This is a genomic window from Pseudomonas sp. Marseille-Q5117, assembly GCF_946901175.1.
In the GTDB taxonomy this organism is placed as follows: domain Bacteria; phylum Pseudomonadota; class Gammaproteobacteria; order Pseudomonadales; family Pseudomonadaceae; genus Aquipseudomonas; species Aquipseudomonas iranensis.
In genome coordinates this window covers 16,710-33,461 of record NZ_CAMPPP010000021.1, presented here as the reverse complement: position 1 = coordinate 33,461, position 16,752 = coordinate 16,710, and the positions used below count along the sequence as shown (strand labels likewise).

At 60.2% G+C, this 16,752-nt stretch carries 16 protein-coding genes; 7 read left to right on the top strand and 9 right to left on the bottom strand.

The annotated features are described in order from the left end of the window. The first annotated feature begins 78 nt into the window (after nt 1-78). Both OC605_RS25275 and OC605_RS25270 read left to right on the top strand, forming a co-directional pair. Complete coding sequence (locus tag OC605_RS25275) at nt 79-648, top strand: chorismate mutase (RefSeq protein ID WP_262140181.1); 570 nt, start codon at nt 79-81, stop codon at nt 646-648. Between the two features lie 124 nt (nt 649-772). Further along, nucleotides 773-1,252 (top strand): phage infection protein, encoded by a 480-nt coding sequence (locus OC605_RS25270; RefSeq protein ID WP_262140180.1) that lies wholly within the window; start codon nt 773-775, stop codon nt 1,250-1,252. 74 nt (nt 1,253-1,326) lie between these two features. Here the strand turns inward: OC605_RS25270 and OC605_RS25265 are convergent, their stop codons facing one another. Continuing rightward, entirely contained in the window at nt 1,327-1,662 is a 336-nt protein-coding gene (locus OC605_RS25265) for a hypothetical protein (RefSeq protein WP_024013386.1), read from the bottom strand. Nucleotides 1,663-1,839: 177 nt separating this feature from the next. On the opposite strand from OC605_RS25265, the gene OC605_RS25260 reads away from it, so the two are divergent. Next, nucleotides 1,840-3,495: a diguanylate cyclase gene (locus OC605_RS25260; protein ID WP_262140179.1), complete on the top strand. Its 1,656-nt coding sequence runs from the start codon at nt 1,840-1,842 to the stop codon at nt 3,493-3,495. 505 nt (nt 3,496-4,000) lie between these two features. Here the strand turns inward: OC605_RS25260 and OC605_RS25255 are convergent. Beyond that, a complete protein-coding gene (locus OC605_RS25255; protein ID WP_130888688.1) occupies nt 4,001-4,378 on the bottom strand; it encodes a c-type cytochrome in 378 nt (125 codons plus the stop codon). A 40-nt stretch (nt 4,379-4,418) separates the two neighbouring features. After that, nucleotides 4,419-5,750, bottom strand: coding sequence for a PLP-dependent aminotransferase family protein (locus OC605_RS25250; RefSeq protein WP_262140178.1), 1,332 nt, complete (start codon nt 5,748-5,750; stop codon nt 4,419-4,421). A gap of 89 nt (nt 5,751-5,839) precedes the next feature. Between OC605_RS25250 and OC605_RS25245 the strand changes: the two genes are divergently transcribed. Continuing rightward, complete coding sequence (locus tag OC605_RS25245) at nt 5,840-6,733, top strand: DMT family transporter (protein ID WP_262140177.1); 894 nt, start codon at nt 5,840-5,842, stop codon at nt 6,731-6,733. Nucleotides 6,734-6,736: 3 nt separating this feature from the next. Here OC605_RS25245 and OC605_RS25240 read toward each other — a convergent pair whose 3' ends face one another. Further along, on the bottom strand, nt 6,737-7,552 hold the full coding sequence (locus tag OC605_RS25240) for an AraC family transcriptional regulator (RefSeq protein WP_262140176.1): 816 nt from the start codon (nt 7,550-7,552) through the stop codon (nt 6,737-6,739). Between the two features lie 131 nt (nt 7,553-7,683). Between OC605_RS25240 and OC605_RS25235 the strand changes: the two genes are divergently transcribed. Beyond that, a complete protein-coding gene (locus tag OC605_RS25235) occupies nt 7,684-8,202 on the top strand; it encodes a carboxymuconolactone decarboxylase family protein (RefSeq protein WP_262140175.1) in 519 nt (172 codons plus the stop codon). Between the two features lie 187 nt (nt 8,203-8,389). Continuing rightward, complete coding sequence (locus OC605_RS25230) at nt 8,390-10,621, top strand: response regulator (RefSeq protein ID WP_016775250.1); 2,232 nt, start codon at nt 8,390-8,392, stop codon at nt 10,619-10,621. Here OC605_RS25230 and OC605_RS25225 read toward each other — a convergent pair. Continuing rightward, a complete protein-coding gene (locus tag OC605_RS25225; protein WP_262140173.1) occupies nt 10,589-12,034 on the bottom strand; it encodes a SulP family inorganic anion transporter in 1,446 nt (481 codons plus the stop codon). The two genes, OC605_RS25230 and OC605_RS25225, sit on opposite strands and share 33 nt — an antisense overlap. 160 nt (nt 12,035-12,194) lie before the next feature. Here OC605_RS25225 and OC605_RS25220 point away from each other — a divergent pair, with 160 nt between their 5' ends. Then, on the top strand, nt 12,195-12,539 hold the full coding sequence (locus OC605_RS25220; protein WP_262140172.1) for a hypothetical protein: 345 nt from the start codon (nt 12,195-12,197) through the stop codon (nt 12,537-12,539). Here OC605_RS25220 and OC605_RS25215 read toward each other — a convergent pair. From OC605_RS25215 to OC605_RS25200, 4 genes are all read right to left on the bottom strand, one after another. Then, nucleotides 12,506-13,522 carry a lysozyme inhibitor LprI family protein gene (locus OC605_RS25215; protein WP_262140171.1) on the bottom strand — a complete coding sequence of 339 codons (1,017 nt, stop codon included), beginning with the start codon at nt 13,520-13,522 and terminating at the stop codon, nt 12,506-12,508. The genes OC605_RS25220 and OC605_RS25215 overlap by 34 nt on opposite strands. A 103-nt stretch (nt 13,523-13,625) precedes the next feature. Then, nucleotides 13,626-14,159 carry a cysteine hydrolase family protein gene (locus tag OC605_RS25210; RefSeq protein ID WP_262140170.1) on the bottom strand — a complete coding sequence of 178 codons (534 nt, stop codon included), beginning with the start codon at nt 14,157-14,159 and terminating at the stop codon, nt 13,626-13,628. A 66-nt stretch (nt 14,160-14,225) separates the two neighbouring features. Next, nucleotides 14,226-15,953, bottom strand: coding sequence for a gamma-glutamyltransferase (gene ggt, locus OC605_RS25205; protein ID WP_262140169.1), 1,728 nt, complete (start codon nt 15,951-15,953; stop codon nt 14,226-14,228). Between the two features lie 148 nt (nt 15,954-16,101). Next, nucleotides 16,102-16,689: an NUDIX domain-containing protein gene (locus OC605_RS25200; protein WP_071172882.1), complete on the bottom strand. Its 588-nt coding sequence runs from the start codon at nt 16,687-16,689 to the stop codon at nt 16,102-16,104. Between the last annotated feature and the right edge of the window lie 63 nt (nt 16,690-16,752).

Here is a 16,752-nt window from a genome sequence, read left to right as displayed (position 1 = left end):
CCGTGCATCGCTTTGTGTCAGTGTTGCGGCTGTGGTAAATCAGCGACTCTGTCGACACGTACTATTGAGGCTCGGTTCATGCGTAACGTTGCAAATTTTCTGCTTGGCTCCCTTCTCGCTCTGTCGGCCGCCTACACTCAGGCAGCCGCACCCGCAGCGGCGCCTGCTTCGTTGAAACCGCTACTGGCCACTTTAAATGAACGCCTGAGCATCGGTGATCTGGTTGCGTTGACCAAATGGGACAGCGGCAAGCCTATTCAGGACAGCCCGCGTGAGGCGCAGGTCATCGCCAATGCCCGAACTCTGGCCACCGAACACAAAGTCGATCCGGACGACGTCGCGCAACTGATCGCCGCACAAATGGAAGCGAACAAACTGGTGCAATACGGTCTGCTCGCGCAATGGCAAGCGGCAGGTGCTGCACCGGACACACCGCGTCCGGATCTGGGCAAACAGATCCGCCCGCGCCTGGATGAACTGCAAAAGCGCTTGTTGCAGCAGTACGCCGCCTTCGCGCCCTATCGCCAGGATCCGAATTGCCCGGCATGGCTGGCCGATGTCCGCAAAGGTCTGGCCGCCGATTCGCTGCATGACCTGGCGCTGATTCGTGCCAGCGGCGAGTTGTGCATCCGCGCGAAAGCGCTCTGAATCAGCGCTCCTGGCAAACATCATCGGCGTCGATGTTCACCATCACGTCAATGAAGTTCTCATAAAAACTGCGCGGCGTAACATCGGTTCCAGACAAACAAACAACTTTCTGGAGCACACGATCATGAAACGCCAAACCCTTCTCGGCATCGCTTTCTCGGTTTTCGCAATTAACGCTTTTGCAGTAACGCCTGCTCACACCCTGGTCGCTGAAGGCGGCTCGGACAAGCTGATCGAAAGCCGTCTGGCTGAAGGTGGTTCAGATCGTCTGATCGAGCGCCGCGTTGCCGAGGGTGGTTCGGATCGTCTGCTCGAACGCCGCGTTGCCGAAGGTGGTTCGGATCGTCTGATCGAACGCCGCGTTGCCGAAGGTGGTTCTGATCGCTTGATCGAACGCCGTGTTGCCGAGGGTGGTTCTGATCGCTTGATCGAACGCCGTGTTGCCGAGGGTGGCTCGGATCGTCTGCTCGAACGCCGCGTTGCTGAAGGTGGCTCTGATCGTCTGATCGAACGCCGCGTCGCTGAAGGTGGCTCTGATCGTCTGATCGAGCGCCGCGTCGCTGAAGGTGGCTCTGATCGTCTGATCGAGCGCCGCGTTGCATGAATCTACTGCATGACCGCAACACCCATGAAAAAGCCCGGCCTGATCAGCCGGGCTTTTTTGCATTCAGCCGTCGCTTATTGCGCGGTTTTCAGCTTGACCACGTCACCGGAGATGGTGGTGGTGTAGCCGGTCAGAACCCAGGCCCAGAACCAGTTTTCCTGAACCTGCGTGTTGATCATTGCATCGCCGCCCTTGGCTTGGATGGCCGCGTTTTGCGCGCGCACAAATCGGCTGTTCTGGCGGATCGGGATAATGCCAAACAGCAGCAGGCCGGTGGCCGATGCTTCGCTGTGGCCAACCACGGTGTATTGGTTGCTGTCGTAATGGGCGGTTTTCATCGGGGCGCCGGTGCAACCTGCCAGAACCACACCGAACAGTGCGGCGGCGACTACTTTGCTGAGGTATTTCACAGTAAAACTCCATGGGGAAACGCCCGGGATCCGTCTCTCGGGCGGCGCGCATTCTAACCAAAATGATGGCTCATTGGCATCAATCTTCTTTGTATTTACTTGAACCCGTTCGCTGGCCCGCCGTCGGCGATGTCGCATACCATGGCGCCACTTCAATAAAGACAGACACCCGCCTCCATGTTCAAAGCCAGTCTGCATAGCCATCTCACCCTGTGGTTCGGCGGTTTGTCCCTGCTGACGTTATTGAGCGTCGGCTTTTATGTCGGTCACATCGCCACCGAACAAATGAAACAGGCCAGCGGCAACGCGTTGCTGAACACGGCGCGCGCGGCGGCGACGCTATTGGGCGAACAACTGCGCGAACGGCAGCTAGAGGTTTACCTGCTCAGTCGCGCGCCGCATCTGGAGCGCGGAGATCTGGACAACCCAGCCATCCTCAAGTCGATGCAGTTGCGCACCCAGGCGCGCGCCGAATATGCGTGGATGGGCGTCACCGACGCCGAGGGCAACGTGCGCCAGGCGGTCAATGATCTGCTGGTTGGCCAATCCGTACAGAAACGCCCGTGGTTCCAGATCGGCCTGCGCCGGCAATACACCGGCGATCCCCACGAAGCAGTGTTGCTGGCCAAGTTGTTGCCGGGTCTGCCCAATGGCGAGCCGCTGCGCTTCATCGATTTCGCCGCGCCAATCCACAATGCCGAAGGGCAGGTGATTGGCGTGCTGGGCGCACATGCGCACTGGAGTTGGGTGACGCGCATCGTCGAGTCGGCGGCGTTTTCCCACAAGAACTCGGCGCCGGATATTCAGGCGCTGATCGTCGACCACGATGGCAAGGTGCTCTACCCCGAAGCGCTGATGGGCCAACAGCTGGCGACCAACGATCCGGTATTGTCGGGCTGGACGGCGGCCAACGGTTACCTGACCAGCATGGTCACCGTGCCGACGCCATCGGGCACGGCGCTATCATGGTCGATCGCCATTCGCCAGCCATTGGAGACTGCGCTGCAACCGGCGCGGATGCTGCAATATGAACTGTTGATACTCGGCGTTTTCGCCGCCATCGTTTTCGGTCTGGTGGCTTATTATCTGGCGCTGTACCTGAGCCGGCCGATCGAACAACTGGCACGCTCGGCCAAACAAGTGCAGAACAACCAGTCCGGCGCACAGTTCCAGCTCCAGCATCCGGTGCTGGAAATCGCCCAGCTCGGCCAGTCCATCGACGCAATGACGCAGTCACTGCTCGGCAAGGAACGCGAACTGCAAGAAGCCAACGCCTCGCTTGAAGCCACCGTGGCGCAACGCACCGCCGCACTCACCGAGGCCAACGCCGAGCTGCTGAGCCTGGCCACTCACGACGGCCTGACCGGCGTTTACAACCGTCGCCGGTTTGACGAAAAAATCACTGAATACTCGCTGCTGTCCCGACGCACCGGACGCCCGTTTGCCCTGCTGCTGATCGATGCCGACCACTTCAAACGCATCAATGACAGCCACGGCCACGCGGTCGGTGACGAGGTCCTGCAACAACTGGCGACCTTGATCCAGAACAGCGTACGCAGCACCGATTTCGTCGCCCGCTACGGCGGCGAAGAGTTCGCCGTACTGCTGCCGGAAGTCGCGCAACCCGACACCCCGGAAGTCGTCGCCGAAAAGATTCGCGCAGCGGTAGCCGACGCGGAGTTTCCCGGCGTCGGCAACGTTACCGTGAGTATTGGCCTTGGCCTGGCAGATCCGGCAGACAACAACCACACGGCCCTGATCAAACGTGCCGATCAGCAGCTGTATCAGGCGAAAGCTGCGGGGCGCAATCAGGTTGCGTTTCATACCCACTGACACCGGCGTATATCAACCAGAGACAGGCCGGCTCACCGACCCCATCGCTGGCAAGCCAGCTCCCACAGGGATGGGGTAAAAGCGGAAATTTGGGTCGGCCGGAGAACCGCTTTCGCGAGCAGGCTCGCTCCCACAGAAAAGCAAAGCAGCGAAGCCGCCCCACTCAACAATGAGCGTTAGCTCGAGTGCTTTTGATCTTGATCCACCGGCGACGTCGGAAGGCTGAGCGGAGGGATTGATCCGGGCGTGGGAGCGCAGCGACCGTTCGACGCAGTCGAACACAGCGGAAGGAGGTGCAGCGAAGCAAACCGTAGCCGCTGCGCCCGGATCAGTCCCGCAGCGAAGGAACCCGAGCCTGCGAGGGCCGAACGCAGGAGCAAGCGTTTTTTTGCTTACTTTTTTTAGGCGTTTGTAAAAAAAGTGAGTCGCCGTAAGGGCGAAACCCTAAGCAGCCGTTACCGCAGCAATGGCTATGTACTCAATCAGCCAGGAAACCATCGCCCGACTAGGGCTCAGCACTGAACCTCTGCAGATAAGCCAACAGATTCTCCAGCTTCTCCTCATCACTCAGCCCCCAGAAAATCATCCGCGTCCCCGGCACCACCCCTTTCGGATCCTTCAGATACGCCTTCAGCGTCGCCCGATCCCAGGTAATCCCCGAGTTCTTCATCGCATCGGAATAAACATAATTTGCCGAAGTCCCCGCAGCCCGGCCAATGACGCCGTTCAACTGCGGACCAAACCCCGAACGAGCCGACTCGCCAACCTGATGGCAACCGCCGCACAGACGCGGAAAGATTTCCGCCCCGGCCTCAGGGTCGCCCTCAGCCTGTGCGCTGGTGCTGAAGATCAGGGCGAAAAGCAGTGCTGTGGTGAATTTCATTGAACAGTCCAAACCTCGCTTTGCATGGCGTGGGCGCAGTTTACAGATAAGCGCCGACAACCGTTCTGACGGTGATCAACGCCTGACGCAACACCTGCATCTCCACCGAGCCGAGCGCCAGACGAATCGCATGGGGCGTATGGGCCGACAGCGAAAACGGCTCGGCGCTGGTGACCGAAATCTGCTGCTGCATCAACTCGACCACGATCTGATCGGCACGCACATCTTCGGGCAGCGGCAGCCACAGAAAATACGAAGCCGGATGAGCAATGTAGCGCAGCCCTTTCAGCACCTCGGCGGCCAAGGCCTGTCGCGCCGTAGCATCACGACGTTTCTGCGCCTCAAGCACGGTGACGGTGCCATCGTCGAGCCAGCCGCACGCGATGGCGGTCATCACCCCAGGCGTGTTCCATGTCGTCGCACGAACGATTCGCTCCAGTGCGGGCACTTGAAGCAGCGGCGCGGCAATGAAGCCGACCCGCAATCCGGTGGCGATGTTTTTCGACAGGCCCGATACGTAAAACGTCCGTTCCGGTGCCAGTTCAATCAACGGACATGGCGGGTTTTCGACCAGAAACGCGTAGGCAGCGTCTTCAATGATTGTCAGATCGTGCCGCCGGGCAATCGCCACCAATTGCTCGCGCTGTTCCAGTGGCATGACCCAGCCCAGCGGGTTGTGCAGCGTCGGCATGCTGTATACGGCGCGCACTGCACGCTGGCGGCAGAGTCTGTCCAGTGCCGGCAAATCCGGGCCGTGCTCCGTCATCGGGATCGCCAGCACTTCCAGATGCAGCGCGTCGGCCAGCACCTTGAATCCCGAATAGGTCAGCGCATCGGCGGCGATCACATCGCCGGGTTTGAGCAGGGCCATCAGCGTCACCGCCAAACCTTGCTGAGCGCCATTGACGACCAGCACTTGGTCGGCTTCAACCGCCACGCCGCGTGTCGACAAATGTCGCGCCACCGAGGCGCGTTCGTGGGCACGTCCGGCGTGGGGTTGATAACGCAGCAGTGCTTCCAGATCACCGCACAACGCCAGTTGGCGCAACGCCGTGCGCAACAGTTCAGCCTGACCTGGCAACGAGGGATAGTTGAAATTCAGGTCGATCATGCCGACCGCCACGTCTTTCTGATCGATGCCCTGCCCCGGCGCCAGCGACGTTTCCCGGACAAACGTGCCGCGCCCGGCTTCACCACTGACCAGGCCCATCGCTTCAAGCTCGGCATAAACCCGTGAAGCGGTAACCAGCGCCAGTCCTTCCTGGCTCGCCAATTGCCGATGCGTCGGCAATCGCGTGCCCGGCGCCAATCGTCCGCCACGAATGTCTGCCGCATAGCGGTCAACCAGGGTCTTGTAACGGGAACGCGGCATGTCGGCTGTATCCATGACAATTTTTTGATTGTGCTGATTCTCGGCCATAGGATCACGGCGACACAAGCCACTTTTTGAGCGCGACCGACATGCACACAACATCGACTGCGGCCCACCCGGCGCTGGAAAAAACCAGCGGCTGGATCAACGGTTTTATCGGCGTGCTGATTTTCAGCGGTTCGCTGCCGGCCACACGTTTGGCGGTGCTGGAATTCGATCCGGTGTTTCTGACCGTGGTGCGAGCAGCGATCGCCGGCGCACTGGCCGTCGGACTTCTGCTGTTGTTCAAACAGCGGCGACCGGCGCATCATCAGTGGCTGTCGCTGTTGATTGTGGCGCTGGGCGTGGTGTTGGGTTTCCCGCTGCTGACCGCGTTGGCATTGCAGCACGTAACGTCAGCGCACTCGATTGTGTTTGTAGGATTGCTGCCGCTGGCCACGGCGATGTTTGGTGTCTTGCGTGGCGGTGAGCGGCCACGTCCAGTGTTCTGGATCTTTTCGGTGCTGGGCAGCGCATTGGTGGTGGGCTTTGCCCTGTCCCAAGGCTTGAGCGCCTCGCCCACCGGCGATCTGCTGATGCTCGCGGCGATCCTGGCCTGCGGCCTCGGTTACGCCGAAGGCGCGAAACTGTCACGCAGCCTCGGCGGCTGGCAGGTGATCTGCTGGGCGCTGGTGTTGTCGTTACCGCTGATGACAGTGCTGAGCCTGTGGATGGCGCCCGCCTCGTTCGCCGACATCAGCTTGCCTGCGTGGATGTGCCTGGGCTACGTGTCGCTGTTCAGCATGCTGATCGGCTTCGTGTTCTGGTATCGCGGTCTGGCCCAGGGTGGAATCGCAGCGGTCGGGCAGTTGCAGTTGCTGCAGCCGTTTTTTGGTCTGGCACTGGCGGCGACGTTGTTGCATGAGCAGGTCAGTGTCGGCATGCTCGGCGTCACGCTGGGGGTGATTCTTTGCGTGGCCGGAGCGAAGAAATTCGCCAAGTAATGTTCAGTGTTCGGCTTTCCATTGCCGTGGACTGAGACCGGTCTTGCGCCGAAATGCCCGGGCCAGCGCCGACGGACTTTCGTATCCAACCTCCTCGGCAATCAGTGCAATCGGGCGGCCTTCGCGCAGGCGTTTCTGCGCAAGACTGACGCGCCAGCTCAGCAGGTAATCGGCCGGCGTCTGCCCGACCACGCGGCGAAACTGCTCGGCAAAACCGGCGCGGGACTGGTTCGCCGCCGCCGCGAGATCAGCGACACTCCAAGGCTTGTGCGGCTGCTCGTGGATCAGGTTCAAGGCGCGAGACACGCGCGGATCCGCCAGCCCGGCCATCATGCCCGGTTGCTGATCACGACTGCCGATGAGATGGCGCAGCAGCAGAATCACCAGCAATTCAAACAGACGATCCATCACCGCCACGCGCCCGCAATGCCCTTCAAAAGCTTCGTTGAACAGCCAGTCAAGGGTGCTGCGCAATTCCGGGATATCGGTGAGTTTCAACACCAGATAGTCCGGGAACGCGGCGGCCAAGGCATTGCCCGAGCCACCGTCGAAGGTCAGCGAGGCGCACACCACTTGGCTGGCCATGGCCTCGTCGGCAGACATCCGGTGAGTGAAAGGCCGGGGAAAGAAAATCAGCGACGGTTCTTCCAGGCGAATTTCCCTCTCGTTGCCCGGTTTGAGCAGCAACGCCCCGGCTTGCAGAACATGCACATGGCCGACCGGTTCGCCTTCGTGAACGCTCACGCCGCAAAACGCGCCGCTATGGAAGGTGCCGGCGTTCACACCGAAATGACTAAGTAATGTGGAAAGGCGATCCATGGCTGACTCCCGAAGGCATATCTGGACGATCTGCCGCATATCCTCGACGATTTGCCGCCAAAGCGCCATTGGCAGCCCCTAAGATTTCTCCATCGCCGCTGCACTTCGCTGCGGAATTTCGGAGAATCACCATGAGCCGCATCCCTGCAATCAGCCTCGACACCGCCACCGATGCCACCCGTCCTGCACTGGAAGGCGTGAAGAAAAAAATCGGCTTCCTGCCCAACGTCTTCACCACCCTCGCCCAAGCGCCGGTTGCATTCGACACTTACCTGCAAGCCTCGGCCATCCTCGGCAAGACTTCATTGAGCGGCAAAGAGAAAGAAGCCGTTTACCTCGCCACTTCGCAGGTCAACGGGTGCGACTATTGCCTTTCCGCACACACCGTGTTTGCCGGCAAGGCCGGGCTGTCGGCGCAGGACATCATCGCAGCACGTCACGGCGAACTGAATGCCTACGCCGCCCTCGCCCGCCAACTGACCGAAACCCGTGGCCACTTGAGCGATGAACAACTGGCCGCTGCCCGCGCTGCCGGTATCGATGACCGCAAGATCATCGAAGTGATTGCCCTGGTGGCCGTGCAGACATTGACCAACTACCTGAACAACACCGCGCTCACCGATATCGACTTCCCGGCAATCGATGCCTGAGCAGTGGTTCAAAAAACCGCGAAATAACCGCTGGCGAAGGGGCACCCACTTTCGCCAGCGCACATTTTTGCTGCCATCATGCATGTCCAGAGATCCTGTTGCGCAAACAAGTGCCTGCTGTGCTGAAACCAAACACCCTGCGCGAAGGTCTTTGTCTCAGACAGACGCCCGGAAAAGCACGAACCCCATGACAGACTGGTTGCAAGACAACGGCGAGATGGCCGGGCAGATCCGCCGTCACGACTGGGCGAATTCGCCCCTCGGCCCGTTGGAAAACTGGCCCGATGTACTCAAGACCACTGTCTCGCTCAGTCTCGCCTCGCATTTCCCTCAGGCGATCGTCTGGGGCCCGCAACTCATCACTCTCTATAACGACGCCTTCGTACCGATTCTCGGCGACAAGCCGCACGCGTTGGGACGCCCTTTCAGCGACATCTGGAAGGAAGCCTGGCACGAGATCAGCCCGATTGCGGAGGCCGCGTACGCCGGCCAGGCCACCTACATCGAAAACTTTGCTCTGCAGATCGAACGCGGCAAAGGCCCGGAGCAGGCGTTCTTCACTTTTTGCTATAGCCCGATTCGTGATTCCCACGGCAATGTCGTCGGCATGATCGACACCGTCACCGAGACCACCCAGACCGTTTATCTCAACCGACGCCTGGCGGTCCTCGATGCCATCGGCGAAGCGGTGACCAATGCCACGGATGCGCAAGCAATCCTGGCGGCAAGCACGCGGCTGATGGTCGAGCAACTGCGTCTGTCCAATTGCGCCTACGCCGACATGGATGCCGACGAAGATGGTTTCACCATTCGCGGCGACTATGCAGCGCCGGGTTCGCCGAGCATCGTCGGCCACTACCGTTTGCGCGATTTCGGCGAGAAAGCAGTACGTCTTCTGCGCGCGGGTCAACCTTTGGTGATCCACGACAACCGCAGCGAATTGCCGCCGGAAGAATCAGCGACCTTTCAGGGCATAGGCATCACCGCCACCATTTGCGTGCCGCTGATCAAGCAAGGTCGTCTTACCGCGTTAATGGCCATTCACGACAAAGTGCCGCGTGTCTGGTCGAGCTTCGAACAGGCGCTGCTCAGCGAAGTCACCGAACGTTGCTGGGCGCACATCGAGCGAGTGCGCGCCGACGCCAACGTGCGCGAGGGCTTGCTTGCATTGGCTGAACTCAATGCCACGCTGGAACAACGGGTCGAAGAGCGCAGCCTGCGTCTGGCCCAGGCCGAGTCGGCATTACGCCAGTCGCAGAAGCTCGAAGCCATCGGCCAATTGACCGGCGGCGTCGCCCATGACTTCAACAATTTGCTGACGATCATTCGTTCGTCGGTGGATTTTCTGCGCCAGCCCAACCTGCCGGAAGAACGCCGCCAGCGCTACATGCGCGCGGTTTCTGACACGGTCGAGCGCGCCTCCAAGCTGACCAGCCAGTTGCTCGCCTTCGCGCGCCGCCAGCCGCTCAATCCGCAAGTAGTCGATGCCGGCGAACGTTTGGCCAACATCGGCGAGATGCTCGAATCGGTCACCGGCGCGCAGATTCACGTGTGCGTCGAGCGCCCGGATCACCCCTGCTACATCCGCGTCGATCTCAGTCAGTTCGAAACTGCATTGATCAACATCGCCCTGAACGCTCGCGACGCCATGAATGGTCAGGGTGAGCTGAAATTGCGCCTGGAGTGCCATAAAGCGCTGCCGCCGATTCGCGGCCACGCTGGGTCCAGCAGCCATTTCGTGTCGATTGCCCTGGCCGACACCGGTGCCGGCATCGACGCACACACCCTCGAACACATCTTCGAGCCGTTCTTTACCACCAAGGCTGTCGGCAAAGGCACGGGGCTGGGGCTGTCGCAGGTGTTCGGCTTCGCCAAGCAATCGGGCGGCAACGTCGATGTTTCCAGCGTCCTTGGTCAAGGCACCGAGTTCACCTTGTATTTGCCGCAAGTGCCGGCGATCGAGGCAGAAATGGACGAGGCAGAGGACGATGGCGAGGTGCAGCCGGCCTGCGAAAAACGCCGGGTGCTGGTGGTCGAAGACAATCTCGATGTCGGCCGTTTCGCCAACCAGATCCTCCAGGATCTGGGCTATGAAACCGCGTGGGCGACCAACGCTGAAGAAGCCCTGCAGTTGGCCGGTAGCGATGCCAGCGCGTTCGATGCGGTGTTTTCCGACGTAGTCATGCCGGGCATCACCGGCGTCGCGCTCGCCAAAGAACTGCGCCAGCGCCGCCCCGATCTGCCGGTGATTCTGACCTCCGGCTACAGCGAAGAACTGGCGCGCAGCGGGTACGAAGGTTTTGAATTTCTCGCCAAGCCCTACTCCGCCGAACAGGTCTCGCGGATTCTCGGCAAGACCTGGCTCAAGGACGCAAAACCAGCGGCGTCAGTCGTGATCGACGCCGGCGCGCTTGAGTAATTTCTTGCAGCGTTCCGACAGATGAAAAACCTGTAAATGCTTGCCAGCCTTGGCGTAGCGTTCACGCAGGGTTTTCAACGCGGCAATCGCCGAGTAATCGACAAAGCTCAGGTGCCGGCAATCGAGAGTGACTTTGGCCGGGTCGTTGGCCGGATCGAACTGGTTGAGAAACGGCGTGGTCGAGGCAAAGAACAGCGTGCCGTGCAGGCGATAGAGCTTGCTGCCATCGGCTTCAAGATGTTCATCGGCATACAGTTCGCGCGCCTGCTGCCAAGCGAAGTTGAGCGCAGCGATGATGATCCCGCACAGCACGGCCGTGGCCAGATCGGTGAACACGGTGATGGTGGTCACGGCGATGATCACCAGCACATCGTGCAGCGGCACCTTGTTGATCACCCGCAACGACGCCCAGGCGAAGGTCTGCTGCGACACCACGAACATCACCCCGACCAGCGCGGCGAGTGGAATACGCTCGATCAGCGGTGACAGAAACAGAATGAACAACAGAATCAGCACACCGGCAACCACGCCGGACAAGCGCCCGCGCCCGCCGGAGCTGAGGTTGATCACGGTCTGCCCGATCATCGCGCAACCGCCCATGCCACCGAAGGCCCCGGACACCATGTTGGCCGCGCCGAGCGCTACGCACTCACGATCCGGATAGCCACGGGTTTCAGTGATTTCGTCGGTCAGGTTCAGCGTCAGCAGGGTTTCCAGCAGGCCGACCATCGCCATCAGGATCGCGTACGGGGCGATGATGCGCAGCGTTTCCAGGCTCCACGGAATGTCCGGCATGGCGAAAGTCGGCAGACCGCCGGCAATGTGCGCCATGTCGCCGAGGGTACGGGTCGGCAGCCCGAACAGGTAGACCAGCAGGCCGACACCAAGGATAGCCACCAGGGCCGGCGGTACCGCTTTGGTCAGTCGCGGCAGGATGTAAACGATGGCCATGGTCAGCAGCACCAGCCCGGACATCAGATACAGCGGCGTACCGCTGAGCCAGTGCTCGCCGCTTTTGAAGTGCTCCAGTTGCGCCAGGGCAATGATGATCGCCAGGCCGTTGACGAAACCGAGCATCACCGGATGCGGCACCATGCGCACCAGTTTGCCCAAGCGCAAAAGCCCGAACGCCATCATGATCAGGCCGCCGAGCAGCACCGTTGCCAGCAGATATTGCACGCCGTGTTGCACCACCAGCGCGACGATCACCACCGCCATCGAACCCGCCGCACCAGAAACCATGCCCGGTCGGCCGCCAAACAACGCCGTCAGCGTGCAAATGATGAACGCGCCGTACAGGCCCATCAGCGGATTGAGATGCGCGACCAGCGCGAAAGCAATGCATTCGGGCAACAGGGCGAACGAGGTGGTGAGTCCGGCGAGGACATCGGCGCGCAGACGAATCGGTTTCATGGCTTACCTGACTGAGCGGCCGCTGGGCACGGCTGCTGTTTTCGCAAAAAAAGAGGGAGGCGAATGGTACGGAATTGTTCGGCCTCGGGCCAGTGAAACGCTGACATGGGGTGGCGCGGGCCTTATCCTTGCAGGCTTGTCCATCGAATCGAGTCGCAGCATGTCAGCGTTTTTGTCCGCCCGGGATGTGTGTCAGCGTCTGCGCGAAGCTGCGCTGGGCGTGCTTGCGTTCGAAGTCTGCGAGGTAATGTCCGAGTCCGGGCTGATTGCCGTTTACATCGAGGGCTGGCATCTGCTGTTGGACTTCGCCGAGGGACACTTGCATCACTGTGAATACGCGCGCAACTGCGCCGGGAATGAAGCGACGCTGGACACTTGGCAGCGTTATGGCACGGACCCGGTGAGTCTGCTCAGCACGTGGGAATTGGCGCAGATCGAGCGGTTATTGCGTGAGGCGGATGGAGTTGTGGCTCAGGGCATCATTTCCAGAACCAGAGACGACTGACTTTCGTGCATGCGGTCATACCAGCCCTGCAGCACATCGGGCAGCCGCTTCTTCCACTTCGCCACGTTGGTGTAGTACCGCAGATGTTCATGGCTCTGGTCATCGTAGCTTTTGAAGATCAGCCAGACCTGCGCGTCGGCAGCACTCATCAGGATGCCGATACCACCCAGACCGCGCATCCACAGTTCTACCACCTGAGCATCAGGCAAATCTCTTGAGGCCTCGCCGACCTGCAACGAACCGGAGGTTTCCACCAGTTTCTGGTAGTCGGTCTTGAGCAGCGAACGCAGTGCCTGATCTTCTGCGGACGTGCGAGCCAGACCCAGGCTGAGCAGATCGTAATTCAGCGTCAGCGGTTGTTCGGAGGCGACATACCGACCGGCGTAATACACGCCCACGCCGCCGCCGCAGTCGGAGTCCGCACCGGTTTGCGTGACGTTCAGTACGCCATTGATGGGCGTGAAGGCGAGTTTGCAGGCGTCCTCGGCGTACACGGCTGTTCCATCCTTGAGTATGGCAACGCCGGTCAAGTCTCCGGAATTGGCGCCCTCGCCTGCTGATATATCGATGGCGATATGCGTGGCATCACGACGTTGGGTAACGACGGTCGCCGATGTCGAGGTGCCGCGCGGAATCAGTTGCCAAGTGGCATCCCAACTGAAGGGCTGAACCGCGTGCTCGAGCTCAGTGACGCGCATCAGGTATTCGCGCCGCAGACACGCGCTGAGGGCACCGCAGGCGTTGCGGTTTTTCAGCCACTGACGCTGGTCGGTTTTCAGGGTTTTGGGATCGACAACTTTGCCCAGCGTGGTCCGCCATTGCTCGGCGAGTTTGTCGTCGAGGGTTGAGAGGTAGGGATCAGTGCAGATAGCTTTTTCGGTTTTGCCGGAGGCGTCGGTGCAATCGAAACTGCTGGCATGGGCGGTGCAGGCAAGGACGAGAGATGTCAGCGCCAAGGCGTGACGCAGGGAGATAGCGAACATCGAGAGATTCCATTCTTCGGATGGCGGGGATTATGCCAGTGCCGCTGCTGTAAATCGCCTTTGTCGTAGACCCTGCTCGCTCCCACAGGGGTTTTGTGTGAGTTCAGAAAGTGATTTGGGCTGCCGGTTTGACGTCGATTCGTGCCACGGAACTGGTCAGGGCGGCGAAGTCCTTGTTGTGTTCGGCAATGATGTCCTCGGCGCTCATGTTGCCGTTATCGACCGTCGAATGCGCATCCCGCGCGACGACGATGTCGTAGCCCAGTGAATGCGCGCTGCGCACCGTGGCGTTGACGCAGTAATCGGTTTGCAAGCCGCAGATGATCAGGCGTTCGAAGTCCTCGCTGGGCAGCAGCTTGCCGAGATCGGTCTGGTAGAAAGAGTCCCCGGTAGTTTTGCCTACACGCAGGTCTTTCGTCGAAGTCAGCAGACCGTTAGCCAGTTGCCAACCGTCCGCCCCATGCACGAATGGACCGTCCTTTTCTTCATGCTGAATCAACACCACCGGAAAGCCAGCTGTGCGGGCGCGTTGGCTGAGATCATTGATCGTGGCGATCACGCGGTCGATTTCAAAGCACTGATATTCACCAGCACACAGCGCCTGCTGGACGTCGATGATCAGTAATGCGGTGGTCATGTCGAGCCTTCCTTGATCAATCCTTGAGAATGGGGCGGACCTGCGCCCGCCCCTCTTTTACTCCGCTCAGTAACCCAAAGACAAGCCGGTATTGCGCCGTGGATCATTGGCCCCGTAGAAGCGATTCTTGCCAACCGGTTTGCCGCCCAGTGACGGCGCGCCGACCAGAATCGCGGCGATGTGGTTGGCATCCTGCGGGCCGGCAAACTTGTGCCCCCAGCTTTCCAGAATCTTTTTCGTATCCGGGCTGGCGGCGAAGTCTTCGAGGTTGGTTTCCTCCGGCATCCACTGCTGATGGAAGCGCGGCGCGTCGACCGCTTCCTGCAAGCCCATGCCGTAATCGATGACGTTGAGCATGGTCAACAAGGTCGCGGTGATGATCCGGCTACCACCCGGCGTGCCGACCACCATCACCACCTTGCCATCCTTGGTGACGATGGTCGGACTCATCGACGACAGCGGCGCCTTGCCCGGTGCAATGGCATTGGCTTCACCCTGAACCAGGCCATACATGTTCGGCACGCCGACCTTGGAGGTGAAGTCGTCCATTTCGTCGTTGAGAATCACCCCGGTCTTGCTGGCCATCACGCCCGCGCCGAACCAGTCGTTGAGGGTGTAGGTGACCGAGACAGCATTGCCCCACTTGTCGACGATCGAATAATGCGTGGTGTTGCTGCCTTCATGCGGTGCTACACCGGGCTTGAGCTCAGCCGAGATGCCGGCCTTCTGCGGCTGGATGGCGTTGCGCAGTTTGGTCGCGTAATTCTTGTCCAGCAGGTGCTCGATCGGATTCTTCACAAAATCCGGATCGCCGAGGTAGCTGTTGCGATCAACGTACGCGTGGCGCATCGCTTCGATCTGGTAGTGCATGCCCTGAGCGGAATGGAAGCCCAGGTCCTTCATCGGATAGCCTTCGAGGATATTCATGATCTGGCAGATCACCACCCCGCCGGAGCTTGGCGGTGGCGCCGAGACTACGTGATAGCCGCGATAATCGCATTCCACCGGGGCCAGTTCGCGAGTCTTGTATTTGTCCAGGTCGGCCTGGCTGATGATGCCTTTGTTGGCTTGGCTGGAAGTGACAATGGCATCGGCGACCCAACCTTTGTAGAAGCCGTCGGCGCCCTTCTCGGAAATCGTCCGCAGGGTTTTCGCCAGATCCTTTTGCACCAGTTTCTGCCCGACCTGCATCGGCTCGCCGTTGCTGAGGAAGATCGAGCCGGAATCGCGCATGTCCTTCTTGAACACGTCGGTGGCATATTCGAGCAGCTCGACATCGCCCTGCTGCAATTCGAAACCGTCTTCGGCCAGTTTGATCGCCGGGGCAATCATCTCCTTGCGCTGTTTGGTGCCGTATTTGCTCAGCGCCAGCTCCATGCCAGACACCGTACCCGGCACGCCGACCGCCAGGTGCCCGCGGGTGCTCAGGTCCGGGATGACGTTACCGTCCTTGTCCAGATACATGTTGGCGGTCGCCGCCAGCGGCGCTTTTTCGCGGAAATCGAGAAAGGTCTTGCGTCCGTCCGCCAGTTGAATGGTCATGAACCCGCCGCCGCCAAGGTTGCCCGCAGCCGGATAGACCACCGCCAGCGCATAGCCCACGGCCACTGCCGCATCCACGGCATTGCCGCCGTTTTTCAAAACGTCGACGCCGACATGGGTCGCCAGATGTTGCGCGGTGACCACCATGCCGTTTTCCGCCGCAACCGGCGCCACTGATGCCGCGTGAGCCATGAGACAGCTGAGCGCCAGGGAGGTCGCAATGAGCGATCTGGCCAAAGGTTCGTACTTCATGAGTCGATCTCTTTTTGTTTTTGGGGACTGCGCAAAACGCAGGGCAACGCTTCAGCAGCAACAAGCAGTATGGCCGGCTTTACGTATTGCGCCTCCCCGGTCAGCCAGTATGCTGAGCCATCGCAGCCGTTGGCAGCTCCTGCCCGAATCAAGCGAAGAGGTTATTCATCGCTGCGTACTGCAACAGCATGATGGTCTTGGCATCGCAGATCTCGCCGCGTTGAAACGCTGCAAGTGCCTCATCGAATCTCCATTCGAGCACTTCCAGTTCTTCGGTTTCCTCTTCCAGCCCACCACCGTCGCTGACCTTGGAGGTGGCATCGTATTCAGCGATAAAAAAGTGCAGCTTCTCCGTCACCGAACCGGGGCTCATGTACGCCTCGAATACTTTTTTCACGTCATGCACGCGATAACCGGTTTCCTCCTCGGCTTCGTCACGAATGCGTTGCTCAGGGGCGGCACCTTCCAGCAACCCCGCCGCCACCTCGATTAACAATCCATCGTGGCCGTTGACGAACACCGGCAAACGAAACTGGCGGGTCAGCACCACCGTGCGCTTTTCGCGGTTGAACAGCAGAATCGCCGCGCCGTTGCCCCGGTCGTATACCTCGCGGGTCTGGCGCTGCCATTCGCCGTTGTTGCGGTGGTAGTCGAAAGTGATTTTCTTCAGCAGATACCAGTCGTGGGACAACACCTGAGTGTCGACGATGTTGACCCGTTCGGCTGTGTTGGACATCGCGTCTGATCCTGTCTTCATGGGGGACTGCCATGGTCGGACAATTGCGCCGACAAAAAAAGC

What these genes read in the sequence shown, in the direction of transcription:
- OC605_RS25260 (WP_262140179.1), top strand. Translation starts at nt 1,840, where the DNA reads ATGTTCAAAGCCAGTCTGCATAGCCATCTCACCCTGTGGTTCGGCGGT.
- OC605_RS25200 (WP_071172882.1), bottom strand. Translation starts at nt 16,689, where the DNA reads ATGTCCAACACAGCCGAACGGGTCAACATCGTCGACACTCAGGTGTTG.
- OC605_RS25220 (WP_262140172.1), top strand. Translation starts at nt 12,195, where the DNA reads ATGTCAGCGTTTTTGTCCGCCCGGGATGTGTGTCAGCGTCTGCGCGAA.
- OC605_RS25225 (WP_262140173.1), bottom strand. Translation starts at nt 12,034, where the DNA reads ATGAAACCGATTCGTCTGCGCGCCGATGTCCTCGCCGGACTCACCACC.
- OC605_RS25275 (WP_262140181.1), top strand. Translation starts at nt 79, where the DNA reads ATGCGTAACGTTGCAAATTTTCTGCTTGGCTCCCTTCTCGCTCTGTCG.
- OC605_RS25230 (WP_016775250.1), top strand. Translation starts at nt 8,390, where the DNA reads ATGACAGACTGGTTGCAAGACAACGGCGAGATGGCCGGGCAGATCCGC.
- OC605_RS25250 (WP_262140178.1), bottom strand. Translation starts at nt 5,750, where the DNA reads ATGCCGCGTTCCCGTTACAAGACCCTGGTTGACCGCTATGCGGCAGAC.
- OC605_RS25270 (WP_262140180.1), top strand. Translation starts at nt 773, where the DNA reads ATGAAACGCCAAACCCTTCTCGGCATCGCTTTCTCGGTTTTCGCAATT.
- OC605_RS25210 (WP_262140170.1), bottom strand. Translation starts at nt 14,159, where the DNA reads ATGACCACCGCATTACTGATCATCGACGTCCAGCAGGCGCTGTGTGCT.
- OC605_RS25255 (WP_130888688.1), bottom strand. Translation starts at nt 4,378, where the DNA reads ATGAAATTCACCACAGCACTGCTTTTCGCCCTGATCTTCAGCACCAGC.
- OC605_RS25245 (WP_262140177.1), top strand. Translation starts at nt 5,840, where the DNA reads ATGCACACAACATCGACTGCGGCCCACCCGGCGCTGGAAAAAACCAGC.
- OC605_RS25235 (WP_262140175.1), top strand. Translation starts at nt 7,684, where the DNA reads ATGAGCCGCATCCCTGCAATCAGCCTCGACACCGCCACCGATGCCACC.
- OC605_RS25240 (WP_262140176.1), bottom strand. Translation starts at nt 7,552, where the DNA reads ATGGATCGCCTTTCCACATTACTTAGTCATTTCGGTGTGAACGCCGGC.
- ggt (WP_262140169.1), bottom strand. Translation starts at nt 15,953, where the DNA reads ATGAAGTACGAACCTTTGGCCAGATCGCTCATTGCGACCTCCCTGGCG.
- OC605_RS25215 (WP_262140171.1), bottom strand. Translation starts at nt 13,522, where the DNA reads ATGTTCGCTATCTCCCTGCGTCACGCCTTGGCGCTGACATCTCTCGTC.